Origin of the sequence: Neorhizobium sp. IRS_2294, from assembly GCF_050500145.1 — a bacterium.
Taxonomy (GTDB): Bacteria; Pseudomonadota; Alphaproteobacteria; order Rhizobiales; family Rhizobiaceae; genus Neorhizobium; species Neorhizobium soli.
On record NZ_CP191439.1, the window covers coordinates 1,620,531 to 1,641,312 of the forward strand.

Annotated in this window: 22 protein-coding genes; 17 read left to right on the top strand and 5 right to left on the bottom strand. The window is 59.6% G+C overall.

Going from position 1 to position 20,782, the window contains the following annotated elements:
• Window positions 1–33 precede the first annotated feature (33 nt).
• Together ACQY1K_RS07870 and ACQY1K_RS07875 are read left to right on the top strand one after the other, a co-directional pair.
• Window positions 34–777, top strand: coding sequence for an AzlC family ABC transporter permease (locus tag ACQY1K_RS07870; protein WP_430258686.1), 744 nt, complete (start codon window positions 34–36; stop codon window positions 775–777).
• Window positions 774–1,115 carry an AzlD domain-containing protein gene (locus ACQY1K_RS07875; RefSeq protein ID WP_062457341.1) on the top strand — a complete coding sequence of 114 codons (342 nt, stop codon included), beginning with the start codon at window positions 774–776 and terminating at the stop codon, window positions 1,113–1,115. The genes ACQY1K_RS07870 and ACQY1K_RS07875 overlap by 4 nt, the downstream gene beginning before the upstream one ends.
• On the opposite strand, the gene ACQY1K_RS07880 is transcribed toward ACQY1K_RS07875, so the two are convergent.
• The 4 genes from ACQY1K_RS07880 to ACQY1K_RS07895 are packed head-to-tail and all read right to left on the bottom strand — an operon-like array spanning window position 1,116 to window position 3,982.
• Complete coding sequence (locus ACQY1K_RS07880) at window positions 1,116–1,547, bottom strand: HIT family protein (protein ID WP_062580407.1); 432 nt, start codon at window positions 1,545–1,547, stop codon at window positions 1,116–1,118.
• A 24-nt stretch (window positions 1,548–1,571) separates the two neighbouring features.
• A complete protein-coding gene (locus tag ACQY1K_RS07885; RefSeq protein ID WP_430258688.1) occupies window positions 1,572–2,777 on the bottom strand; it encodes a GNAT family N-acetyltransferase in 1,206 nt (401 codons plus the stop codon).
• Window positions 2,778–2,786: 9 nt separating this feature from the next.
• A complete protein-coding gene (locus tag ACQY1K_RS07890) occupies window positions 2,787–3,515 on the bottom strand; it encodes a glycerophosphodiester phosphodiesterase (RefSeq protein WP_062457329.1) in 729 nt (242 codons plus the stop codon).
• Window positions 3,512–3,982 (bottom strand): RidA family protein, encoded by a 471-nt coding sequence (locus ACQY1K_RS07895; protein WP_430258690.1) that lies wholly within the window; start codon window positions 3,980–3,982, stop codon window positions 3,512–3,514. The genes ACQY1K_RS07890 and ACQY1K_RS07895 overlap by 4 nt, the downstream gene beginning before the upstream one ends.
• 110 nt (window positions 3,983–4,092) lie before the next feature.
• Between ACQY1K_RS07895 and ACQY1K_RS07900 the strand changes: the two genes are divergently transcribed.
• The 15 genes from ACQY1K_RS07900 (at window position 4,093) to lpxB (ending at window position 19,176) form a co-directional block, all read left to right on the top strand.
• Window positions 4,093–4,947 (top strand): cell envelope integrity EipB family protein, encoded by an 855-nt coding sequence (locus ACQY1K_RS07900; protein ID WP_062580412.1) that lies wholly within the window; start codon window positions 4,093–4,095, stop codon window positions 4,945–4,947.
• Window positions 4,948–5,034: 87 nt separating this feature from the next.
• On the top strand, window positions 5,035–5,748 hold the full coding sequence (locus ACQY1K_RS07905) for a pentapeptide repeat-containing protein (RefSeq protein WP_082476302.1): 714 nt from the start codon (window positions 5,035–5,037) through the stop codon (window positions 5,746–5,748).
• Window positions 5,749–5,952: 204 nt separating this feature from the next.
• Window positions 5,953–6,738: a 30S ribosomal protein S2 gene (gene rpsB, locus ACQY1K_RS07910; protein ID WP_062457320.1), complete on the top strand. Its 786-nt coding sequence runs from the start codon at window positions 5,953–5,955 to the stop codon at window positions 6,736–6,738.
• Between the two features lie 246 nt (window positions 6,739–6,984).
• Window positions 6,985–7,911, top strand: coding sequence for a translation elongation factor Ts (gene tsf / locus ACQY1K_RS07915; RefSeq protein ID WP_430258692.1), 927 nt, complete (start codon window positions 6,985–6,987; stop codon window positions 7,909–7,911).
• Between the two features lie 132 nt (window positions 7,912–8,043).
• Window positions 8,044–8,763 (top strand): UMP kinase, encoded by a 720-nt coding sequence (pyrH, locus tag ACQY1K_RS07920; protein WP_430250054.1) that lies wholly within the window; start codon window positions 8,044–8,046, stop codon window positions 8,761–8,763.
• A gap of 54 nt (window positions 8,764–8,817) precedes the next feature.
• Window positions 8,818–9,375, top strand: coding sequence for a ribosome recycling factor (gene frr / locus ACQY1K_RS07925; protein WP_062457309.1), 558 nt, complete (start codon window positions 8,818–8,820; stop codon window positions 9,373–9,375).
• Between the two features lie 51 nt (window positions 9,376–9,426).
• Complete coding sequence (locus ACQY1K_RS07930) at window positions 9,427–10,170, top strand: isoprenyl transferase (protein WP_062457306.1); 744 nt, start codon at window positions 9,427–9,429, stop codon at window positions 10,168–10,170.
• Window positions 10,170–11,003, top strand: coding sequence for a phosphatidate cytidylyltransferase (locus tag ACQY1K_RS07935; protein WP_062457303.1), 834 nt, complete (start codon window positions 10,170–10,172; stop codon window positions 11,001–11,003). Before ACQY1K_RS07930 ends, ACQY1K_RS07935 begins: the two co-directional genes overlap by 1 nt.
• Window positions 11,004–11,044: 41 nt before the next feature.
• A complete protein-coding gene (rseP, locus tag ACQY1K_RS07940; protein WP_062457300.1) occupies window positions 11,045–12,166 on the top strand; it encodes an RIP metalloprotease RseP in 1,122 nt (373 codons plus the stop codon).
• A 196-nt stretch (window positions 12,167–12,362) separates the two neighbouring features.
• Entirely contained in the window at window positions 12,363–14,726 is a 2,364-nt protein-coding gene (gene bamA, locus ACQY1K_RS07945; protein ID WP_062580420.1) for an outer membrane protein assembly factor BamA, read from the top strand.
• Window positions 14,727–14,777: 51 nt separating this feature from the next.
• A complete protein-coding gene (gene lpxD, locus ACQY1K_RS07950) occupies window positions 14,778–15,845 on the top strand; it encodes a UDP-3-O-(3-hydroxymyristoyl)glucosamine N-acyltransferase (protein ID WP_113110934.1) in 1,068 nt (355 codons plus the stop codon).
• Window positions 15,835–16,299: a 3-hydroxyacyl-ACP dehydratase FabZ gene (gene fabZ, locus ACQY1K_RS07955; RefSeq protein ID WP_062457291.1), complete on the top strand. Its 465-nt coding sequence runs from the start codon at window positions 15,835–15,837 to the stop codon at window positions 16,297–16,299. The genes lpxD and fabZ overlap by 11 nt, the downstream gene beginning before the upstream one ends.
• On the top strand, window positions 16,296–17,111 hold the full coding sequence (lpxA, locus tag ACQY1K_RS07960; RefSeq protein WP_192086627.1) for an acyl-ACP--UDP-N-acetylglucosamine O-acyltransferase: 816 nt from the start codon (window positions 16,296–16,298) through the stop codon (window positions 17,109–17,111). Before fabZ ends, lpxA begins: the two co-directional genes overlap by 4 nt.
• On the top strand, window positions 17,111–17,998 hold the full coding sequence (locus ACQY1K_RS07965) for an LpxI family protein (protein ID WP_430258695.1): 888 nt from the start codon (window positions 17,111–17,113) through the stop codon (window positions 17,996–17,998). The genes lpxA and ACQY1K_RS07965 overlap by 1 nt, the downstream gene beginning before the upstream one ends.
• A complete protein-coding gene (gene lpxB / locus ACQY1K_RS07970; RefSeq protein ID WP_062457281.1) occupies window positions 17,998–19,176 on the top strand; it encodes a lipid-A-disaccharide synthase in 1,179 nt (392 codons plus the stop codon). The genes ACQY1K_RS07965 and lpxB overlap by 1 nt, the downstream gene beginning before the upstream one ends.
• Before the next feature lie 35 nt (window positions 19,177–19,211).
• Here lpxB and gltA read toward each other — a convergent pair whose 3' ends face one another.
• On the bottom strand, window positions 19,212–20,501 hold the full coding sequence (gltA, locus tag ACQY1K_RS07975; protein WP_062457278.1) for a citrate synthase: 1,290 nt from the start codon (window positions 20,499–20,501) through the stop codon (window positions 19,212–19,214).
• Between the last annotated feature and the right edge of the window lie 281 nt (window positions 20,502–20,782).

Here is a 20,782-nt window from a genome sequence, read left to right on the forward strand (position 1 = left end):
GTCCCGTAACGTCAATCATTTACGGGCATGCCAATGACCACCGAAAGCTCCGAGCGCAGCGGCCTTGCGTGGTTTCTTAAGGGCATGCGCGGCATCTTCTCCTTGCCGGCTCTGATCCTGATGACGTCCTATGTCGGTTTCAGCGCCTTTGCGGTCGAAGCCGGCCTGACACGAGGGCAGGCTGTCGCGATGACGCTCGGTATCTGGGCCCTGCCGGCCCAGATGATCCTGGTGGGTTCGATGTTGGGCGGCGCCAACATCGCCGCGTCCTTCCTCGCCGTGACGCTGTCGTCGATCCGGATGATGCCGATGGTGGCGTCGATCATGCCGGAGATGCGCACGAAGAAGACACCGCTGCCGGTTCTCCTGTTTCTCTCGCATTTCATCGCCATCACGTCCTGGGTCTTTGCGAGCCTCAATCTCCGCCATGTGCCGAGAGAGCGCCGGGTTGCCTTCTTTGCAGGTTTTGGCATCACGTTGACCTGCACCAATGCGCTGATCGTCGGCGTCAGCTTTGGTGTCGTGTCTCAGTTTCCGCCTGTTGTGGCAGGTGCCTTGTTCATGCTGACCCCGGTCTATTTCATATCCTCGATCTGGGCGAGTGCAGCCCAGCCTGTCGTCCGGATCGCCTTCGTGATCGGCATCGTTCTGGGACCGGCCCTGGCGCTCGTAGCGCCGCAGTTCGACGTGCTTCTGGCTGGGATCGGCGGCGGTACCGTCGCCTACCTGATCGACCGTTATCGCCGCAAGCGCGGATCTGATCGGCGGGCCGCATGATGTTCGACGGGTACTGGACCTATATCGTCATCGCTGTCGCGGGTTTTCTTGCAACCGATATCTGGCGCTGGCTCGGTGTGATCGCAGGCCACCGGCTGAAAGAGGATTCCGAGACGCTCTACTGGGTGAGGGCGGTTGCCACGGCATTGGTCATGGCGGTGACGGCAAAGCTGATCGTATTCCCGACGGGAACACTGGCGCTCTCGCCCCTCTGGCTCAGGCTTGCGGCGGCTGGTATCGGCTTTGCCGTGTTTCTCCTGACCGGCAAGCGGGTCGCGATCGGCGTGCTGACACCGATCGCCATTCTCGTCGCAGGACTACTCCTGCTTCAACCCTGATCAGAAGCCAAGTTCGCCGATGATCTTCTCGGCATTGGCAGCGAGGACTTCCTTGTCCTCCATCTTGCCCGTATGCGGCTTCAACGGCTGATTCTCGTAGCGCGGAATGACGTGGAAATGCAGGTGAAAGACGGTTTGGCCGGCCGGCGCTTCGTTGAACTGCGTGATGGTAATTCCATCAGCATCAAACGCATCCTTGACGGCGCGCGCGAGCTTCTGAACCACCGGAATGACCTTCGAAAGCACCGCCGCATCCGCATCGAGCAAATTGCGTGAGGGCGCTTTCGGAACCACCAGAACGTGACCCGGCGTCTGCGGCATCACATCCATGAAGGCGAGCGTGTCGTCGTCCTCGTAGACGCGGTGGCAGGGAATTTCGCCTTTGAGGATCTTGGCGAAGATGTTGTTCGGATCGTAGTCGTGACCGGTCATCGGTGGCGTCTCCCTTTCTGCTGCTCAGTCTTGTTCTTGCCGTTCACCCTTGCGGAAAGGGCTGTGCTCGGAGAGGTACTCATTCATGTATTCCACATCCTCCCGCTCTCGCTTCAGGTAGTCAGCAATCGCGCTACGAAGGCCGGGATGGGCGATGTAATGCATCGAGTGGGTGGTGACGGGCAGGTAACCGCGCGCAAGCTTGTGCTCGCCCTGTGCGCCCGCCTCGACCCGCTTCAGCCCATGGGCAAGCGCATAGTCGATCGCCTGATGGTAGCACACCTCGAAATGCAGGAAGGGATGGTCTTCGATACAGCCCCAGTGGCGCCCGTAAAGCGCGTCACCGCCGATGAAGTTGATCGCACCGGCGACGTACCGCCCCTCGCGCTTGGCCATGACCAGAAGAATGTCGTCCGCCATGCGTTCGCCGATCAGCGAATAGAAGGCACGGGTAAGGTACGGCCGGCCCCATTTGCGCCCGCCCGTATCCATGTAGAACGTGTAGAACTGGTCCCAGATGTCCTCGGTCAGGTCCTTGCCTGTCAGCCAGTCGATCGTGATACCGTTCTCGAGCGCGGCTCGCCGTTCCTTCTTCAACGCCTTGCGCTTGCGAGACGCGAGCGTTTCCAGAAACGCATCGTGATCGGCATAACCGTCGTTGATGAAGTGGAACTGCTTGTCGGTTCGGTGCAGATATTCAGCGTCTTCGAAAGCGATGACTTCATCATCCGGCACGAAGGTGACATGCGCGGACGATATGCCGAGCTGCCGTGTCACCTCCTGGAGACCTTCCGCGAGCGTGGTTTGCACCATGTCGCGATCATAGCCCGACGCAACGAGAAGGCGCGGACCGGTTGCGGGCGTAAATGGGACCGCACACTGCAGTTTAGGGTAGTAACGGCCGCCGGCGCGCTCGAAGGCGTCGGCCCAGCCATGGTCGAACACGTATTCGCCCTGGCTATGGCTCTTGAGATAGCCCGGCACGGCGCCGATCAGTTGACCCTTGTCATCTTCCAGCAGGAGATGCTGGCCGTGCCAGCCTGTTTTTGCCGTTGCCGAACCGGATTCCTCCAGTGCGGACAGGAAGGCATGTGACAGGAACGGATTGTAGGGAACGGAAGACTTCCCTAAGGGATCGGCCTCCTTAGAGGCGCCGGAAAGCCGCGACCAGCTTTGTGGGCTGATCGCGGCAATGGATTTTTCGATGCGGATTGTCAGGTTGCCGGTCATTGGATCCAATTATGCGGCAGGGTTCTCCCGTGGGTCGAACCCTTCGAAGGTCATCTGCTCTGCATATTTATAGGTATGTTCGACGGCCTTTGCATCCCTCACCGTCCAGGTAATGATCGGAATTCCGGCATCAGCCTGCGCAGTGACGAATGAGTTGGGCAGATGCGCCCAGTGATAGGAGATGAAATCGAGGCCGAGCTGCATCGCTTCGTCGTGATTGAAGAACTCCTCCGGCTTTGAGCCTTCCGCGGTGAGGCCAAGCGGGTAGGGCGCCTCGGCCTGCTTCAGTGCACGCAGGATGTGGTAGTCGAAGCTCATCAGGGCAACCTTGCCCTCATACCCTTCCAATACGTCGAGAACGTCGTCAACGAAGCCGTCGTCCTCATCCGCTTGGCGACCCTTGATCTCGATGACAAGAGGAACGCGACCGGCGACGAGCGTGAGCATCTGCTTGAGCGTCGGTATCTTGTCCGCGGTGCCACCAATCGAAAGCATTCCGAGTTCGGCCGCGGTCCGTTCGCGAACGTCGCCCTTGATGCCGCAAAGGCGCTCCAGCTTGTTGTCGTGGAACACGACCGGGACGCTGTCTGCGGACAGCTGGATGTCGCATTCGATCGCGAAACCCGCATCAATGGCCCGGGAAAACGCTGACAGCGTGTTTTCCCAGACCGTCTTGTTCATGTCGTGATAGCCGCGATGCGCGACCGGCACGTCCTTGATCCAGTCTGCAGAGGTCATGCGGAGATCTCGATGATGGCCTCGATCTCGACCGCGGCGTTGAGCGGCAGCGCTGCCATGCCGACAGCAGCGCGGGCGTGCTTGCCGGCATCACCGAGCACGTTCGCAATCAGGTTCGAAGCGCCGTTGGTGACGATGTGCTGTTCCGTGAAGCCCGGTGCAGACGCAACGAAGCTCGACAGCTTGACGACGCGCTTGATCCTGGTGAGATCTCCGCCAAGAGCAGCCTTCGCCTGCGACAGAATGTTGATGGCGCAGAGTTCTGCGGCGCGCTGCGCTGCCGGGACGTCGACATCGGCACCGACCAGGCCACTGACCGCAATCTTGCCGTTTTCGGTCGGCAACTGACCGGAGATATAGAGCATGTTGCCGCTGATCACGTAGGACACATAGTTGGCGGCAGGCGCTGCTGCCTCAGGCAGAACGATGTCCAGTTCCTGCAGGCGCGTCTCGATCGGGTTCGACATTTCGGTCTCCGGTTTTATTGTAAATTGCCCAAAAATCCTGCATCAAGGTCATAACCTCGGCTGATGGCGTTCTTACAACATCATGCATTGAGTCCAATAGGAGAATGTGAATGCTGCGCACGAGCCTTGGGATGTTCCTTGCCGGCGTGATGAGCGTGCCAGCGGCCTCCGCTGCCCCGATGAGCGCCGATACGGCGGCCCGCCTGCTCATTCCGCATCGCGCCGTCTACGACCTGAAACTCAAGGATGCGTCCGAGCGGTCCGGAATCGAAGGGATGGTCGGACGAATGGTCTACGAGTTTACCGGCTCGGCCTGCACGGGGTTCACGACCAACTTCCGTCTCGTCACAAAGATAGATACCGGCGAGCAAACCCGCGTCAGCGACCAGCAGACCAACACGTTCGAGGATGTATCGGCGCAGCAGTTTCACTTCGAGACCAAGTCGTTTACCGACGAACAGTTGGACAAGGAGGTCGCCGGTGACGCGACAACCGGCGAAACCGGCGTCAAAGTGGACCTGACCGGTCCCGAGGGGCGCGAAGTCGACCTTCCAGCCAGCGCGTTCCCTACCAATCACATGCTTGAAGTGATCAAGAATGCGAAGGATGGCAACCGGTTTTTCGAGGCACGCGTGTTCGACGGTTCCGAGGATGGCGACAAGTCGCTTCTGACCACGACAGTCATCGGAAAGCAGCAGGACCCGCAGAAGGAAGATCTTGATGCAGCCAAAGCCGGCGAGTTCTCCAAGGCGGCTTACTGGCCTGTGACCATTGCCTATTTCAACGAGGCAGCCGCGGGCGATCCGACGCCCGTCTACAACATGTCGTTCAAGCTCTATGAGAACGGCATCACGCGCGACCTGACCATGGACTACGGCGACTTCGTGCTGAGCGGAAGCCTGAGCAAGCTTGAGCTTTTGCAAAAGAGCGACTGCCAGGCAGATCAACGACCCGTTACCAGGTGACGACGGGATGAATTTGCTGCCGTCCTTCTCTATATAAGCGGTAGTTGAGTATGCACGTCCACCGAGGCGTGGAGAGGAGCGGTGTCTATGAGTTCGATTGGTACCATTCTTTCTGTCGCGATCCTGACAGGAGCCGCCGCGCTGACACTCGCGCCGACGACGGTCTCGGCGCAGGAGTGCCGTACCGATCCCTATCCGGGGATCAACTGGTCGAGTTGCGCCAAGCGCAATCTGATGCTGAGCGGATCCGATTTCTCCAAGGGTAGTCTTGCGGAGGCGGACTTAAGCTTTACCGATCTGCGCGATTCGAATTTTGCCGGTACCAATCTCACCAAGGCGAAGCTCATCCGCACCTGGATGGCAGGCAGCAACGCCGAGGGGGCGAATTTTTCAAAGGTCGAAGCATATCGGTCCGACTTCCAGAAAGTACGCGCCAACGACGCGAATTTCACGAGCGCGGAGTTGGAGAGGTCCAATTTCTCGAAAGCGGAGTTGAACAACGCACGCTTCGAGAAAGCCGAACTCGGCAGGTCGAACTTCGACGGGGCCGTCCTGACCGGCGCAAGTTTCGCCTTCGCAAACCTGGCACGCGCCGACCTGACGAAGGCCGAATTCAAAGGTCCCCTCAATTTCCAGAGCGCCTTCTTCTTTCTGACGCGCATCGAAGGAGTGGACCTGTCGTCTTCGATCGGGCTCGATCAGCACCAGCTGAACGTGGCCTGCGGCGACCGGCGCACGAAACTGCCGGCCGGCCTGACACTGCCGGAAAGCTGGCCCTGCGGCGACCGCGAAATGGACTAGGGCTTCGGCCAGTCCCGCTCTTCCCAAAGACGGGCAGCGTCGAAAAACGCTTGCCTTTGTGGCCGATGCCTAGTATGGGCACCGGCATTCCACACGCAAGGCATGGGATGGTCCGGGAGAAATCCGGTCCGTTCCGCCCGGTGGCAGCCTCGACGAGGTTGCTGTTCGTCTTGCGGAGGTTCAACCGGAAAAGGATAACTAGGCATGGCATTGCCCGATTTCTCTATGCGCCAGCTTCTCGAAGCAGGCACCCACTTCGGCCACCAGACACACCGCTGGAACCCGAAGATGAAGCCGTACATCTTCGGCGATCGTAACAACATCCACATCATCGATCTGGCTCAGACCGTTCCGATGCTGTCGCGCGCCCTTCAGGTCGTGTCCGACACCGTTGCTCGTGGCGGCCGCGTTCTGTTCGTTGGCACCAAGCGTCAGGCTTCCGAGCTTATCGCTGACTCCGCCAAGCGTTCGGCCCAGTACTACGTCAACTCCCGCTGGCTCGGCGGCATGATGACCAACTGGAAGACCATTTCGAACTCGATCGCCCGTCTGCGCAAGCTCGACGAGATCCTGAACTCGGAAGCTTCCGGCTACTCCAAGAAGGAGCGTCTGAACCTCGAGCGCGAACGCGAAAAGCTGGACAAGGCTCTTGGCGGTATCCGTGACATGGGCGGCGTTCCGGACCTGATGTTCATCATCGACACCAACAAGGAAAAGATCGCGATCGATGAAGCAAAGCGCCTGGGCATCCCGGTCGTCGCCATCATCGACTCGAACTGCGATCCGGACCTGATCGACTTCCCGATCCCTGGCAACGACGACGCTTCGCGCGCCATCGCTCTCTACTGCGACCTGATGGCACGCGCTGCCATCGACGGCATTGCCCGTCAGCAGGGCGCTTCGGGCCGTGACCTCGGCGCGATGATGGAGGCTCCTGAAGAGCCTGCTCTCGAAGCTGAAGGCGCAGCCGAAACGGAAGCTCAGGCTTAATTGTCTGAGTCTGGAGCGTTCTGAGACGCTCCGTCTTTTCGAATTCGACCAAGGCCAGAGATATCAATCCCTGGCCTTGGTCGTTTAAGACGATACGTCGCCGTCTACCGTCAGGTGGACGTGGAGACGGTCGCAACCGTGATGGCTTCATCACGATGTCATATTTCCGGGTACATTCGTCCCAATCTTTGGTATCGCCGACGGTTTTCCGGCGACACGCAACTTGAACCGACAAGAGGCACGAAAATGGCTGAAATCACCGCTGCACTGGTGAAGGAACTGCGCGAAAAGTCCGGCGCGGGCATGATGGATTGCAAGCGCGCGCTTGCCGAAAACAACGGTGACATCGAAGCTGCGATCGACTGGCTGCGCGCCAAGGGTATCGCCAAGGCTGACAAGAAGTCCGGCCGCACCGCAGCCGAAGGCCTGATCGGCGTCGCCTCCAACGGCACGTCCGCTGTCGTTGTCGAAGTGAACTCCGAAACCGACTTCGTAGCGCGCAACGATGCGTTCCAGATCATGGTTCGCGGCATTGCCGATGTTGCCCTGACCACCGACGGTACCGTCGACGGCGTCAGCGCAGCAATCTATCCGGCTACCGGCAAGACGGTCTCCGACACGATCAAGGATACGATTGCCACGATCGGCGAGAACATGAACCTGCGCCGCTCCGCGCTTCTGTCCGTCGAGGACGGCGTTGTTGCGACTTACATCCACAACGCAGCGGCTGACCGTCTCGGAAAGCTCGGCGTTCTCGTTGCCCTGAAGTCGACCGGCAACAAGGAAGCCCTGAACGCCATCGGCCGCCAGGTTGCCATGCACATCGCTGCGACCAACCCGCTCGCCATCCGTTCGGAAGAAGTCGATGCCGCTGTCGCCGAGCGCGAGCGCAACGTCTTCATCGAACAGGCCCGCGAATCCGGCAAGCCGGAAGCCATCATCGAAAAGATGGTCGACGGCCGCATGCGCAAGTTCTTCGAAGAAGTTGCTCTTCTGTCGCAGGCTTTCGTCATCAATCCTGACCTCACCGTCGGTGACGCCGTCAAGGCTGCCGAGAAGGAAGTCGGCGCGCCGATCGAAGTCACCGGCATGGCACGTCTTCTCCTCGGTGAAGGCGTCGAAAAGGAAGAAAGCGATTTCGCAGCAGAAGTTGCAGCAGTCGCCAAGGGCTGATTGCTGCCTTCACGCGCATTGCAAGGCGCCGTAGTCGTTGAAAACCTGAAGGGCACCGGTGACAAGCCGGTGCCCTTCGTGTATCCGCATCCCGTTTGATCACTCCGTCCGTTTCGCTTTCAAGGAGCCACCATGTCGCAACCGATCTACAAGCGTGTTCTGCTCAAGGCCTCCGGTGAAGCACTGATGGGAAGTCAGGGCTTCGGTATCGACGTTGAAGTTGCAGACCGGATCGCATCGGATATTGCGGATGCCTGCGCCATGGGCGTCGAAGTCGGTGTCGTCGTCGGCGGCGGCAACATTTTTCGTGGCGTGGCCGTAGCTTCCAAGGGTGGCGACCGGGTGACCGGCGACCACATGGGCATGCTCGGCACCGTCATCAACGCACTGGCGCTCGCAACCTCGCTGCGCAAGCTCGACATCGAGACGGTCGTCCTGTCGGCTGTCGCCATGCCGGAGATCTGCGAAAGCTTCTCGCAGCGTCGCACGCTGCATCATATGGCGCAGGGTCGTGTGGTGATCTTTGCCGGCGGTACCGGCAACCCGTTCTTCACCACCAATTCTGCTGCGGCGCTGCGTGCTGCCGAGATCGGCGCAGAAGCGATATTCAAGGGCACGCAGGTCGACGGCATCTATTCCGCAGACCCGAAGAAGGACCCGACCGCGACCCGTTTCGAAACGCTCACCCACAGTGAAGTGCTCGACAAGGGTCTTGCCGTCATGGACGTCGCAGCCGTTGCGCTGGCGCGTGAAAATTCCATTCCGATCGTCGTCTTCTCGATCCACGAGAAGGGCGGTTTCGCACAAATCTTGACCGGCGGCGGTCGCAAGACCATCGTATCCGACAACTGACACGCGGTTCGTTGCCAAGAACCGACCGCCAAGAACAATAGGGAGTTCCTGCTGATGAGTGGAGTAGATCTCAACGACATCAAGCGCCGTATGGACGGCGCGATCACGGCCTTCAAGAGCGACATCTCATCGCTGCGGACGGGCCGTGCTTCCGCAAACATCCTCGACCCTGTCACGGTCGAAGCCTATGGTTCGCGCGTGCCGCTCAACCAGGTTGCAAACGTGACGGTTCCCGAGCCGCGCATGCTGGGCGTCTCGATCTGGGACAAGTCAATGGTGGGTGCCGTCGATCGTGCAATCCGCGAATCGAATCTCGGCCTCAACCCGATCGTCGATGGCCAGAACCTGCGTATTCCTCTGCCGGAGCTCAACGAAGAGCGCCGCAAGTCGCTGGTGAAGCTTGCCCACGAATACGGCGAAAAAGCCAAGGTTGCGGCTCGCCATGTCCGTCGTGACGGTATGGACGGGCTCAAGAAGGCTGAGAAGGACGGTTCCATCGGCCAGGACGAAAGTCGCGCCCAGTCGGAAAAAGTGCAGAAGATGACGGATGACACGATTTCCGAAGTCGACCGCTTGCTTGCCGACAAGGAAAAGGAAATCATGCAGGTATAACCTGCTCCGCGACGCCGCAACGTTGCGGCTGCGAAAGGAACGGCATCGATTATGGCGACCCCCGAACTTGCGATCATCCCTCGGCATGTCGCCATCATCATGGATGGCAACGGACGGTGGGCCAACAAGCGTGGGCTTCCCCGTACCGTTGGCCACAGCAAAGGGATGGAAGCCGTTCGCGAAACGGTGAAGGCGGCAGGCGAGGCGGGTGTGGAGTATCTCACCCTGTTCGCCTTTTCGTCGGAGAACTGGAGCCGTCCGGAAGCCGAGGTGAACGACCTGATGGGGCTTCTGCGCCGCTTCATCCGTCGCGACCTCGCCGAACTGCATCATTCCAATGTTCGCATCCGCATCATCGGCGACCGCGTCAAGCTGCGCGGCGATCTTCTTCCTCTGCTTCTGGAGGCCGAGGAGACGACGCGCAACAACACCGCGCTGACACTTGTGATCGCGTTCAATTATGGCTCGCGTGACGAGATCGTCCGTGCGACGGTGAGCCTCGCAAAGGACGTGCGCGCAGGCCTTCTTGATCCAGAGGCGATCGATGCGGCGATGATTTGCGGGCGTCTGGACACCGCCGATATTCCAGACCCGGACCTGATCATCCGCACCAGCGGCGAGGAGAGGCTTTCGAACTTCCTGCTTTGGCAGGCAGCCTATTCCGAGTTCCTGTTCATTCCCGAATACTGGCCGGATTTCGACAAGCAGCTCTTCTTCCAGGCCCTTAAGGTCTACGCCTCTCGCGACCGCCGGTTCGGCGCCGTCTCGGCCACTCCCACCGCGGTCGTCGGTTGATGTCGGGAGAACTGAAGAAGCGTCTTCTGTCGGCAATCGTGCTTGCCATCGTGGTCCTGGCCGCGACCTGGGCAGGTGGTCTCCCATTCCGGGCCGTCGCAGCCGTGATCGGCGTACTCGTCTATTACGAATGGTCCACGATCACTCGATTGAAGGACGTGGATTTCCAAGGCAACGCCTTCGGTTGGCTGATCGTCGTCCTTGTCGCGTTGAATGTTCTCGGCGGTGACGACCAGATGTCGATGCCGCTCCTTGGCGGCGGCGTGATAACAGCCATGCTGTTTGTCGTTCTGCGCAAGCGTAGCTGGTGGCTGCCATCAGGCATCCTCTACGCAGGCTTGAGTACGATCGCCATTGCCGCGATCCGGGGTGAAAACCAGATCGGCCTGATGGCGATGCTGTTTCTGTTCGCCGTCGTCTGGTCCACGGACATTCTCGCTTATTTCATCGGCCGCAAACTGAAGGGGCCAAAACTCGCGCCCCGGATCTCGCCCGGCAAGACATGGTCCGGAGCAATCGGCGGTACCGTTTCCGCCGTTATCGCGGGATCTGCGCTGAGTGGTGTTGTGTTCTCGGACTTCTCGCTGTGGACGGCGTTCATGGCGCTCATCCTGTCTGTCGCGAGCCAGATCGGCGATCTCTTCGAATCCTTCATCAAGCGCCGATTCGGCGTGAAGGATTCCAGTCATCTCATCCCCGGCCACGGTGGTGTGATGGATCGCGTCGACGGTCTCGTTTTTGCCTGTTTCGCGGCGTTTCTTCTCACACTTGCGCACGCCGCCTGGACAAGCCATGTTGACGCAAGCGTCGCGGCCTATCTTTTCGGCCTCTGATAAATGTCGGTCCTTGCGACCGCTGGAAACCGGAAACTGAAATGGCCATCCTGACCTTCGTTACGGGTTACATCATCCCCTTCATCCTCGTCCTGTCGCTGCTCGTCTTCGTGCACGAAATGGGCCACTATCTTGTCGGCCGCTGGTGCGGCATCCGCTCGACTGCGTTTTCCGTCGGCTTCGGACCGGAACTGATCGGGTTTACGGACAAACGCGGCACACGCTGGAAGATCTCTGCGATTCCGCTTGGTGGGTATGTGAAATTCTTCGGCGACGACGATGTCGCGAGCATGCCCGATGCCAAAAGCGTCTCACATATGACCGAGGCGGACAAGGCGCACACGCTGGCCGGAGCCAAGCTGTGGAAACGCGCGGCGACCGTGGCTGCCGGACCGATTGCCAATTTCATTCTGGCGATCGCAATCTTCGCCGTCCTGTTCAGCGTTTACGGAAAGGTCATCGCCGATCCCGTCGTCGCCGAAGTGAGGCCTGACAGCGCCGCGGCAGAAGCCGGTGTGCAGACGGGGGACCGTTTGGTCGCGCTCGATGGCAGTCGCATCAAGACGTTCGACGACGTCCGCCGCTATGTCAGCGTGCGTCCGGAAACCCCGATCACCGTCACCGTTGAACGCAACGGGCAGGACATCGACCTGCCTATGGTGCCAAAGCGCAGTGAGATCACCGACCAGTTCGGCAACAAGGTCGAGCTTGGCCTGATCGGCATCGTCACCAACGAACAGCTGGGCAATTTCAGGACCGAAACCTTCTCGCCCCTCGAGGCAGTGGCGGAAGGCGTCAAGGAAACCGGAAATATCGTCACCGGCACATTCCGTTACATCGGCAACCTCGTGACGGGTCGCATGAAGGCTGATCAGCTGGGCGGTCCTGTCAGGGTCGCGCAGGCATCTGGCCAGATGGCGAGCCTCGGCTTTGCCGCCGTTGTTCAGCTGGCAGCCGTACTGTCAGTTTCCATTGGATTGTTGAACCTGATGCCGGTTCCTGTTCTGGACGGAGGGCATCTGGTATTTTATGCAATCGAGGCCATCAGAGGCAAACCGCTGGGGTCTGGTGCTCAGGAGATCGCATTCCGGATCGGACTGGCCATGGTGCTTAGCCTGATGGTGTTTGCGACATTCAACGACATCAGTAATCTCATCGGTTAACCCCGTGAGATCGTTGAAATAACCCTTTATTTACCATGTTTGCATGTGGTGCGTGGCGATATGGCCACGCATCGAAAGGAAGTAAATAGAAATTAACGCGATATCTTGCTTGTAGGGCAAAAGCAGGTAAAACGACACACGTGGCCGGAGTCGGGTTCACCCGCCAAGGGACAACGGGAAAAGGTAAGAAGTGAAAATGAAGGCTGGTTCAAAGTTCTTGAACGCAGTGTCGGCGGTTGCGCTGTCTGCTAGTGTTGTTGCGTCGGGCGCCGGTGTGCTGGTGCTTGCCTCTGCTCCCGCTGCCGAGGCAGCTACCATTCGTAGCGTACAGGTCCGCGGCGCTCAGCGCGCCGGCGAAGAAGCTGTCCGTTCGAACCTTACAATCCGTCCCGGCGTTGCATTCGCCGCGAGCGACATCGACGAGTCTGTGAAGCGTCTCTATGCGACCGGATTTTTCTCCGATGTCCGCATCAGCGTTTCCGGTAGCGCGCTTGTCGTTACCGTCAGCGAAAACAAGCTGATCAACCAGGTCGTCTTCAACGGCAACCGCAAGATCAAGGACGACAAGCTCGCTGGCGCCGTTCAGACGCAGCCACTTGGCCCTTACAACCAGTCCATGATCAACGCCGACATCGAGCGCATCCGCGAATCGTATCGCGCGATTGGTCGTAGCGACGTTGAAGTCACGACGCAGACCGCCGATGTCGGCCAGGGCCGCGTCAACCTTGCCTTCGTCATCAACGAAGGTGACCGCACCAAGATTGCCAACATCACCTTTGTTGGAAACCAGGCCTATGGCGACGGTCGTCTGAAGTCGACGATCATCACCAAAGAATCCGGTCCTCTGTCTTTCCTGACCCGCAAGGATGTCTACAGCGAAGACAAGCTGCGCGCCGACGAAGACACGCTCCGCCAGTTCTACTACAATCACGGCTATCCGGATTTCCGGGTCGTGTCGTCGCAGGCGGTTCTTGATGAGTCGACTAACCAGTACAACATCACCTTCACGGTTGAGGAAGGTGCTCGCTACCAGTACGGCAACATTGCCGTTGAATCGACGGTAGAAGGCATCTCCGGTCAGGACCTGGAGGGTCTCGTCGAGACCAATTCCGGCAGCACCTACGATGCCCGTGAAATCCAGAAGACGATGGATGCGATTTCGAAGCGCGTCTCGTCTGCCGGCTATCCGTTTGCGCGTGTCACGCCACGCGGCGATCGCAACTTTGAAAACCACACGATCGGCGTCTCCTACATGGTCGACCAGGGCGAGCGCGCCTATGTCGAGCGTATCGAGGTTCGCGGCAACACCCGCACCCGCGACTATGTTATTCGCCGCGAGTTCGACTTCTCCGAAGGCGATGCGTTCAATCAGGGGATGATTGCCCGCGCCAAGAAGCGTCTTGAGGCGCTTGGCTACTTCACCACCGTCAACGTGACGACGCAGCAGGGCAGCTCTGCCGACCGTGTCGTCGTGATCGTGGATGTCGAAGATCAGCCAACCGGTTCGTTCGGTATCGGTGCAGGTTACGCTGCTGGCGGTGACGGCTTCCTTCTCGAAGCATCCATCGAAGAAAAGAACTTCCTCGGTCGTGGCCAGTACATCCGCGTTGCGGCAGGTGCCGGTACGGACGACGCGCGCAGCTATAGCATCTCGTTCACCGAGCCTTACTTCCTCGGTTACCGTCTTGCTGCAGGCTTCGACATCTTCAAGAGCACGACCTCTTCGAACGATTACTACGACTATAGCGAACAGGGCATCACCCTGCGCGTAACGGCGCCGATCACTGAAGAGCTGGCGACGACGTTCCGCTACACCTACAAGACGATCAAGTACGAAGAAGACGGTGCTTTTGGTGGTGACGGCCTGCCGTTTACGCTTGATGACAAGGTGTCGCAGACCTACGCGAACCTGATCGACGAAGGCAAGTATACGCAGTCGTCAGTGTCGCAGTCGCTGGTCTACAACTCGCTGGACAGCCAGACGCTTCCACGTGAAGGTCTGTTTGCATCCTTCACGCATGAATATGCCGGCCTCGGTGGCGACTCCGACTTCTACAAGGTCACAGCCCGCGCCCGTTACTTCCACCTTCTTTCGACCGAAGCCGATCTGGTTGGTTCGATTGCCGTCGGTGGTGGTCATGTGTTCAAGACCGGTGATGATCTGAACGTCTTCGATCAGTTCACGATCGGCGGTCGTCAGATCCGTGGCTTCAAGAACGACGGTATCGGTCCGCGCACGGACGACCACGGCGATGCTCTCGGTGGCACAAGCTACTTCAATGCCTCGGCTGAAATGACGATGCCGATGCCGCTCATCCCGGAAGATGTCGGTTTCCGTGCCGCTGTCTTTGCTGACGCCGGTTCGCTGTTCGGCAATGAAACCAAGACTTTCGGTGACAAGGTCAACGGCACCGACATGTCGATCCGCGCCTCGGTCGGCGTTGGTGTCATGTGGGCTTCGCCTTTCGGCAACCTGCGCGTCGATTACGCCGAGCCGGTCGTCAAGGAAGACTTCGACGAGAAGCAGCAGTTCCGCTTCAGCATGGCGAACCAGTTCTGATCGTCTCCGGCCGCGAAAGCGGCCGGAAACCTGTTCTGGAGCTCAGGGTTCATGGACCATAACGAATTTTTCCCGCCTCATGATGGCGTGAGCCTGCGCGAGCTGGCCGCCCATCTTGGGGTTGAACTGCTTGACGAGCGTGCCGGTGACGAACTGGTACGGTCTGTCTCGCCCGTCGCGCGTGCGCGCAAAGGCGATATCTGCTACATCCTCTCCAGGAAAAGCCGCGCCGATCTCGAGACCTGCGAAGCGTCGGCAATCCTTTGCGATCCGGGCCTGAAATCCATCATTCCAGATCACATTCCGGTGCTTGCGACGAAGAAGCCGCATACGGCGTTCGCAGAGGCCGGCGCGCTTCTGCATCCCATAGCGCTTCGTCCATCACCGGTAACATCGCAGTCCGGCATTTCTCCGGCGGCCTTTGTCGATCCGACGGCGAGGCTCGAGGCTGGTGTCGAGATCGAGCCCATGGCGGTGATCGGTGCGCGTGTCGAAATCGGCAGCGGCACACGGATTGCTGCCGGCGCCGTGATCGGTGCTGACGTGAAGATCGGCCGCGACTGCACGATTGCCTCGGGCGCCAGCGTGCTGTCGGCACTGATCGGCAACAACGTCATCATCCACAATGGCGCCCGGATCGGTCAGGACGGCTTCGGCTATGCGCCCGGCCCGAAAGGCATGCTCAAGATCGTGCAGGTCGGTCGCGTCATCATCCAGGATCATGTCGAGGTTGGCGCCAATACGACGATCGACCGCGGCACGATGGATGACACTGTGATCGGCGAGGGCACCAAGATCGACAATCAGGTTCAGGTTGGCCATAACGTCCGCATCGGTCGCCATTGCGGTATCGTGTCGGGCGTCGGCATTGCCGGATCGACCCGTATCGGCAATGGCGTGATGATCGGTGGTGCGAGCGGCGTTAACGGTCACATCTCGATCGGTGATGGCGTACAGATCGCTGCAATGAGCGGCGTGGTCGCCGATATCCCGGCCGGGCAGACCTATGGCGGAATTCCGGCGCGGCCGATAAAAGACTTTTTGAGAGACATGGCGGAGATCATGTCGCGTTCCGATGACCGGGCGAAACGCCGAGGAGATAAGAAAAATGACGGATGAGACCAAGCCGGAGCTCGGCGCGGCCGACATTCAGGAAATCATGCGCCTTCTGCCGCATCGCTACCCGTTTCTCCTGGTCGACAAGATCATCGAGATCGATGGCGACAGCTCGGCTGTTGGCATCAAGAACGTGACGGCAAACGAGCCGCATTTCACCGGTCATTTTCCCGAGCAGCCGATTATGCCGGGCGTTCTTCTCGTCGAGGGCATGGCACAGACTGCCGGCGCGATCTGTGCGCGCAAGCAGGGTGGGGCTGGCAATCTCGTCTACTTCATGACGATCGACAACGCGCGTTTCCGCAAGCCGGTCGTGCCGGGTGACCGCGTGGAATTTCATGTCGTCAAGCAGAAGCAGCGCGGCAATATCTGGAAGTTCCATTGCGACGCCAAGGTCGATGGTCAGCTGGTTGCGGAAGCCGATATCGGCGCCATGATGCGCAAGGAAAGCGAATGAGCATGATCTCGGCCAGCGCGCGCATCCACCCTTCGGCCGTGGTCGAGGATGGCGCCGTGATTGGCGAGAACGTCGTCGTTGGACCGTTCTCCCATGTCGGCCCGCGCGTGGTGCTGAAGGACAATGTCGAGCTCATTTCGCATGCGGTCGTCAGTGGCAATACCGAGATCGGCAAGGGATGTCGGATCTTCCCGATGGCGGTCATCGGTGGTGTGTCGCAGAGCCTTCACGAAGCCGGTGAGGATTCGAGCCTGACCATTGGCGATAACTGCACGATGCGCGAAGGCGTGACGATGAACACCGGGACGACGGGCGGTGGTGGCAAGACGGTCGTTGGTGACAATTGCCTCTTCCTTGCAAATTCGCACGTCGCGCATGATTGCCAGCTCGGCAGCCATATCATCATGTCCAACAACGTGATGCTGGCTGGTCACGTGCAGGTCTCCGATCGTGCGATCCTGGGCGGTGGCTGCGCCGTTCACCAGTTTACCCGCATTGGTCGGCAAGCCTTCATCGGTGGGCTTTCCGCCGTCAACTACGACGTCATTCCGTTTGGCATGCTGAACGGCAATCCCGGTCTTCTGGGCGGCCTGAACGTCGTCGGCATGACCCGCGCCGGCATTGATCGCGCAACGATCCATATCGTTCGTCGCGCATTCAAGAAGATCTTCGAAGGCGAGGCAAATGTTCGCGCCAATGCCGCAGCGATCCGCGACGAGTTTGCCGATTGCCCGGAGGCCATGGAAATCATCGATTTCATCACAGCCGATAGTGACCGCGCGATCTCATCGCCTTTCCGCAGGAAGGGCTGATGGTCGCGGCCGGCGCCCCTGGCCAAGCGCGAGAGGGCCGGCTGGCGATTATCGCCGGTAAAGGCTTTTTGCCGGTCTACCTGGCGGATGCCGCACGTGGTGCAGGCGAAGATCCGTTCATCATCCAGCTGAAGGATGAGGCGGATCATCGCTTTGACGGGTTCGACCATGTGTCGCTGGGCGTCGGCGATCTTTCAGGGATCGAGAAGAGTTTTCGAGAAAGAGGCATCCGTCGCGTCGTGATGTCGGGCGGCGTCGCAAGGCGCCCTGAATGGCGCGACATTCATCCAACCTTCAAGACCCTGATCAAATTGCCCTCCGTCGTGCGCACACTGCTATCAGCCGGCGATGACGCAGTGCTGCAGATGGTGATCAAGTTGATCGAGGCCATGGGTTGCGAAGTTCTGGGTGCCCACGACATCGCGCCGGGCCTGCTGGCGAAGGTCGGTCCGCTTGGCCAAGTGTCTCCAAGCGGTGACGATCTGCGCGATATCGAACGCGGTGTCGAGGCTGCGAGTGCGCTCGGCAATCTCGATATTGGCCAGGGCGCTGTCAGCGTCGGCGGCCGCGTTGTGGCACTCGAAGGTGTCGAGGGAACTGACCGGATGATGCAGCGCGTTGCCGAACTGCGCGCCGAGGGACGTATCTCCACGCGTCGAAAGGGCGTGCTCGTCAAGCTCTGCAAGCTCCACCAGGATATGCGCGCGGACCTGCCTACCATCGGGCCATCCACCGTCGAACATGCCGTCGCAGCCGGGCTGGCGGGGATCGCCGTGGAAGCGGGCAGGGCGCTGGTGCTGGAAGAAGCAAAGCTGATCAAAGCTGCTGACGCCCACGGCATTTTCGTCTGCGGCATCGATCAGGCCCTTCCGTCGAGAGGATTGTGATGAACCAAGGTTTGAAGGTTGCGATCATCGCCGGCGAAGTGTCGGGCGATCTCTTAGGGGCAGACCTCATCGCAGCACTGAAGGCGTCCTACGCCGGTCCCGTCGAACTGATCGGGGTGGGCGGTGATGCACTGTCGGCCCAAGGCCTTCAGTCGCTGTTCGATTTCTCCGAATTGTCAATCATGGGCATCACCCAGGTGCTCGCGCGTCTTCCCAACCTGATCCGTCGCATCAACCAGACGGCGGCTGCGATCGTCGCCGCAAAGCCCGATGTGCTTGTCATCGTCGATAGCCCTGACTTTACCCACCGAGTGGCAAGAAAGGTGAGGGCGGCCCTGCCGGATCTGCCGATCGTTGATTATGTCTGCCCGAGTGTCTGGGCCTGGAAGGAATATCGTGCCAAGGCGATGCTCTCCTATGTCGACCTCGTTCTTGCCGTCCTTCCGTTCGAGCCGGAAGCGATGCGGAGGCTGGAGGGTCCGCAGACAGTGTTCGTCGGTCACCGGCTGACCAATGATGCGGATCTCCTGAGGGTCCGTGCTGCGCGCGCCGAGAGGCCGGTCAAGACCTCCGCCGACAAGAAGACGATCCTCTTGCTTCCGGGCTCCCGGTCAGCCGAAATCAAGGCACTCCTACCCGTGTTCGGCGAGGCTGCGCGCGAGTTTGCGGATCGAAATGGTGAGACCCGGTTCCTGCTTCCAACGGTACCGCGCCGGGAAGAACTGGTGCGTAAGATGGCCGCAGATCTGCCGGTTCATGTCGAGATTACTACGGATACAGCCGGAAAATGGGCTGCCTTCGCAGAGGCGGACGTGGCGCTGGCCGCTTCCGGCACGGTTATCTTGGAACTGGGGCTTGCGACGGTTCCTGTTGTCTCAGCCTACAAAACGGACTGGCTGATCAAGCTTCTGGCCGGCCGCATCAAGATCTGGACCGGCGCGCTTCCGAACCTGATCGCCGACTACCCGGTCGTTCCCGAATATGTCAACGAGGTCGTGCGACCCGGAAGCCTCAGCCGCTGGGCGGAACGTCTGTCCGCCGACACGCCGGAGCGCCGTGCGATGCTCGACGGGTTCGCACTTGCCTGGCAGAGACTGGACGTCCCTGTTCCGCCTGGAGAGGCCGCAGCAGGTGCGGTACTCGAACTGTTAGACAACAAAAAACCCGTTCATCGCTGAACGGGTTTTTCTATTCGCAAAGCCTATTAAAGCGCTTAGCGCTTCGAAACGGGCGTGTAGTCACGCTGCGCTTCGCCGGTATAGAGCTGGCGCGGACGACCGATACGCTGCTGCGGATCTTCGATCATTTCGGCCCACTGGGCGATCCAGCCGACGGTACGCGCAAGCGCGAACAGAACGGTGAACATCGTCGTGGGGAAGCCCATCGCCTTCAAGGTGATGCCCGAATAGAAGTCGATGTTCGGGTACAGCTTCTTCTCGATGAAGTAGGGGTCCGTCAGAGCAATCTTCTCGAGTTCCATGGCGACCTGCAGAAGCGGATCGTCCTTGTGACCGAGTTCTGCCAGCACTTCATGCGTGGTCTTCTGCATGATCTTGGCGCGCGGATCGTAGTTCTTGTAGACGCGGTGACCAAAGCCCATCAGACGGAACGGATCGTTCTTGTCCTTGGCACGGGCGATGTATTCCGGGATCTTGTCGACGGTCCCGATCTCGGTCAGCATGTTGAGCGCTGCTTCGTTGGCGCCGCCGTGAGCGGGGCCCCAGAGGCAGGCAATGCCGGCAGCGATACAGGCGAACGGGTTTGCACCCGAGGAACCTGCGAGGCGAACCGTCGAGGTCGACGCGTTCTGTTCGTGATCCGCATGCAGGATGAAGATGCGATCCATGGCGCGCGACAGGACCGGGTTGACCTTGTATTCTTCGCACGGCACGGCAAAGCACATGCGCAGGAAGTTGGAGGCGTAATCCAGGTCGTTCTGCGGATACACGAAGGGCTGGCCGATATGGTACTTGTAGGCCATGGCGGCGAGCGTCGGCATCTTGGCGATCATGCGCAGCGACGCAACCATCCGCTGGTGCGGATCGGTGATGTCGGTGGAATCGTGATAGAAGGCCGAGAGAGCGCCCACGCAACCGCACATGACGGCCATAGGATGCGCATCGCGGCGGAAGCCGGTGAAGAAGCGGCTCATCTGCTCGTGGACCATGGTGTGCATGGTTACGCGATGATCGAAGTCCTTCTTCTGGGCAGCCGTCGGCAGTTCTCCATAGAGAAGCAGATAGCAGGTTTCCAGAAAGTCACCCTGTTCAGCAAGCTGCTCGATCGGGTAGCCGCGGTGCAGGAGAACACCCTTGTCGCCGTCGATATAGGTGATCTTGGATTCACAGGATGCAGTCGACGTGAAGCCGGGGTCGTAGGTGAAGGCACCGGTTTGCTTGTACAGGGCTGCGATATCGATAACATCCGGCCCAATGGTGCCCGATCGCACCGAGAGGTCGACTGTCTTATCACCAAGTACGAGATTTGCGCTTTGTTCCGTCATTCTGATCCTCCAACCTGTTGGCGGCATGGCGCCCAGAAAGCGCCATAAGAGTTAAGCGTCGCAAGTTAGCTATATGATCCTAAAGGTGATGCCAAGCGCTCCTGCGACATTTTGTGCAGCGCGAAAATAATTTAGGCAGGCCACGTTTAAAAGATGCCCAACCTCATGGTGTGAGAGGCCGTAACGTGAAGGAAAACCGCAGCTTGGCGAATGTGTTGACGAGGAGAATATAAACGCGCAGGTTGCGTTTATCAATCACCGTCTCTGCAGCGGAGCCGGCG

Bases quoted from the DNA above. Each gene is read 5' to 3' on its own strand.
- rpsB (WP_062457320.1), top strand. From the start codon at position 5,953: ATGGCATTGCCCGATTTCTCTATGCGCCAGCTTCTCGAAGCAGGCACC.
- ACQY1K_RS07900 (WP_062580412.1), top strand. From the start codon at position 4,093: ATGCTGCGCACGAGCCTTGGGATGTTCCTTGCCGGCGTGATGAGCGTG.
- lpxA (WP_192086627.1), top strand. From the start codon at position 16,296: ATGAGCATGATCTCGGCCAGCGCGCGCATCCACCCTTCGGCCGTGGTC.
- ACQY1K_RS07870 (WP_430258686.1), top strand. From the start codon at position 34: ATGACCACCGAAAGCTCCGAGCGCAGCGGCCTTGCGTGGTTTCTTAAG.
- ACQY1K_RS07930 (WP_062457306.1), top strand. From the start codon at position 9,427: ATGGCGACCCCCGAACTTGCGATCATCCCTCGGCATGTCGCCATCATC.
- rseP (WP_062457300.1), top strand. From the start codon at position 11,045: ATGGCCATCCTGACCTTCGTTACGGGTTACATCATCCCCTTCATCCTC.
- frr (WP_062457309.1), top strand. From the start codon at position 8,818: ATGAGTGGAGTAGATCTCAACGACATCAAGCGCCGTATGGACGGCGCG.
- ACQY1K_RS07880 (WP_062580407.1), bottom strand. From the start codon at position 1,547: ATGACCGGTCACGACTACGATCCGAACAACATCTTCGCCAAGATCCTC.
- ACQY1K_RS07895 (WP_430258690.1), bottom strand. From the start codon at position 3,982: ATGTCGAACCCGATCGAGACGCGCCTGCAGGAACTGGACATCGTTCTG.
- ACQY1K_RS07905 (WP_082476302.1), top strand. From the start codon at position 5,035: ATGAGTTCGATTGGTACCATTCTTTCTGTCGCGATCCTGACAGGAGCC.
- tsf (WP_430258692.1), top strand. From the start codon at position 6,985: ATGGCTGAAATCACCGCTGCACTGGTGAAGGAACTGCGCGAAAAGTCC.
- lpxB (WP_062457281.1), top strand. From the start codon at position 17,998: ATGAACCAAGGTTTGAAGGTTGCGATCATCGCCGGCGAAGTGTCGGGC.
- gltA (WP_062457278.1), bottom strand. From the start codon at position 20,501: ATGACGGAACAAAGCGCAAATCTCGTACTTGGTGATAAGACAGTCGAC.
- ACQY1K_RS07965 (WP_430258695.1), top strand. From the start codon at position 17,111: ATGGTCGCGGCCGGCGCCCCTGGCCAAGCGCGAGAGGGCCGGCTGGCG.
- ACQY1K_RS07890 (WP_062457329.1), bottom strand. From the start codon at position 3,515: ATGACCTCTGCAGACTGGATCAAGGACGTGCCGGTCGCGCATCGCGGC.
- ACQY1K_RS07885 (WP_430258688.1), bottom strand. From the start codon at position 2,777: ATGACCGGCAACCTGACAATCCGCATCGAAAAATCCATTGCCGCGATC.
- pyrH (WP_430250054.1), top strand. From the start codon at position 8,044: ATGTCGCAACCGATCTACAAGCGTGTTCTGCTCAAGGCCTCCGGTGAA.
- lpxD (WP_113110934.1), top strand. From the start codon at position 14,778: ATGGACCATAACGAATTTTTCCCGCCTCATGATGGCGTGAGCCTGCGC.
- ACQY1K_RS07875 (WP_062457341.1), top strand. From the start codon at position 774: ATGATGTTCGACGGGTACTGGACCTATATCGTCATCGCTGTCGCGGGT.
- fabZ (WP_062457291.1), top strand. From the start codon at position 15,835: ATGACGGATGAGACCAAGCCGGAGCTCGGCGCGGCCGACATTCAGGAA.
- ACQY1K_RS07935 (WP_062457303.1), top strand. From the start codon at position 10,170: ATGTCGGGAGAACTGAAGAAGCGTCTTCTGTCGGCAATCGTGCTTGCC.
- bamA (WP_062580420.1), top strand. From the start codon at position 12,363: ATGAAGGCTGGTTCAAAGTTCTTGAACGCAGTGTCGGCGGTTGCGCTG.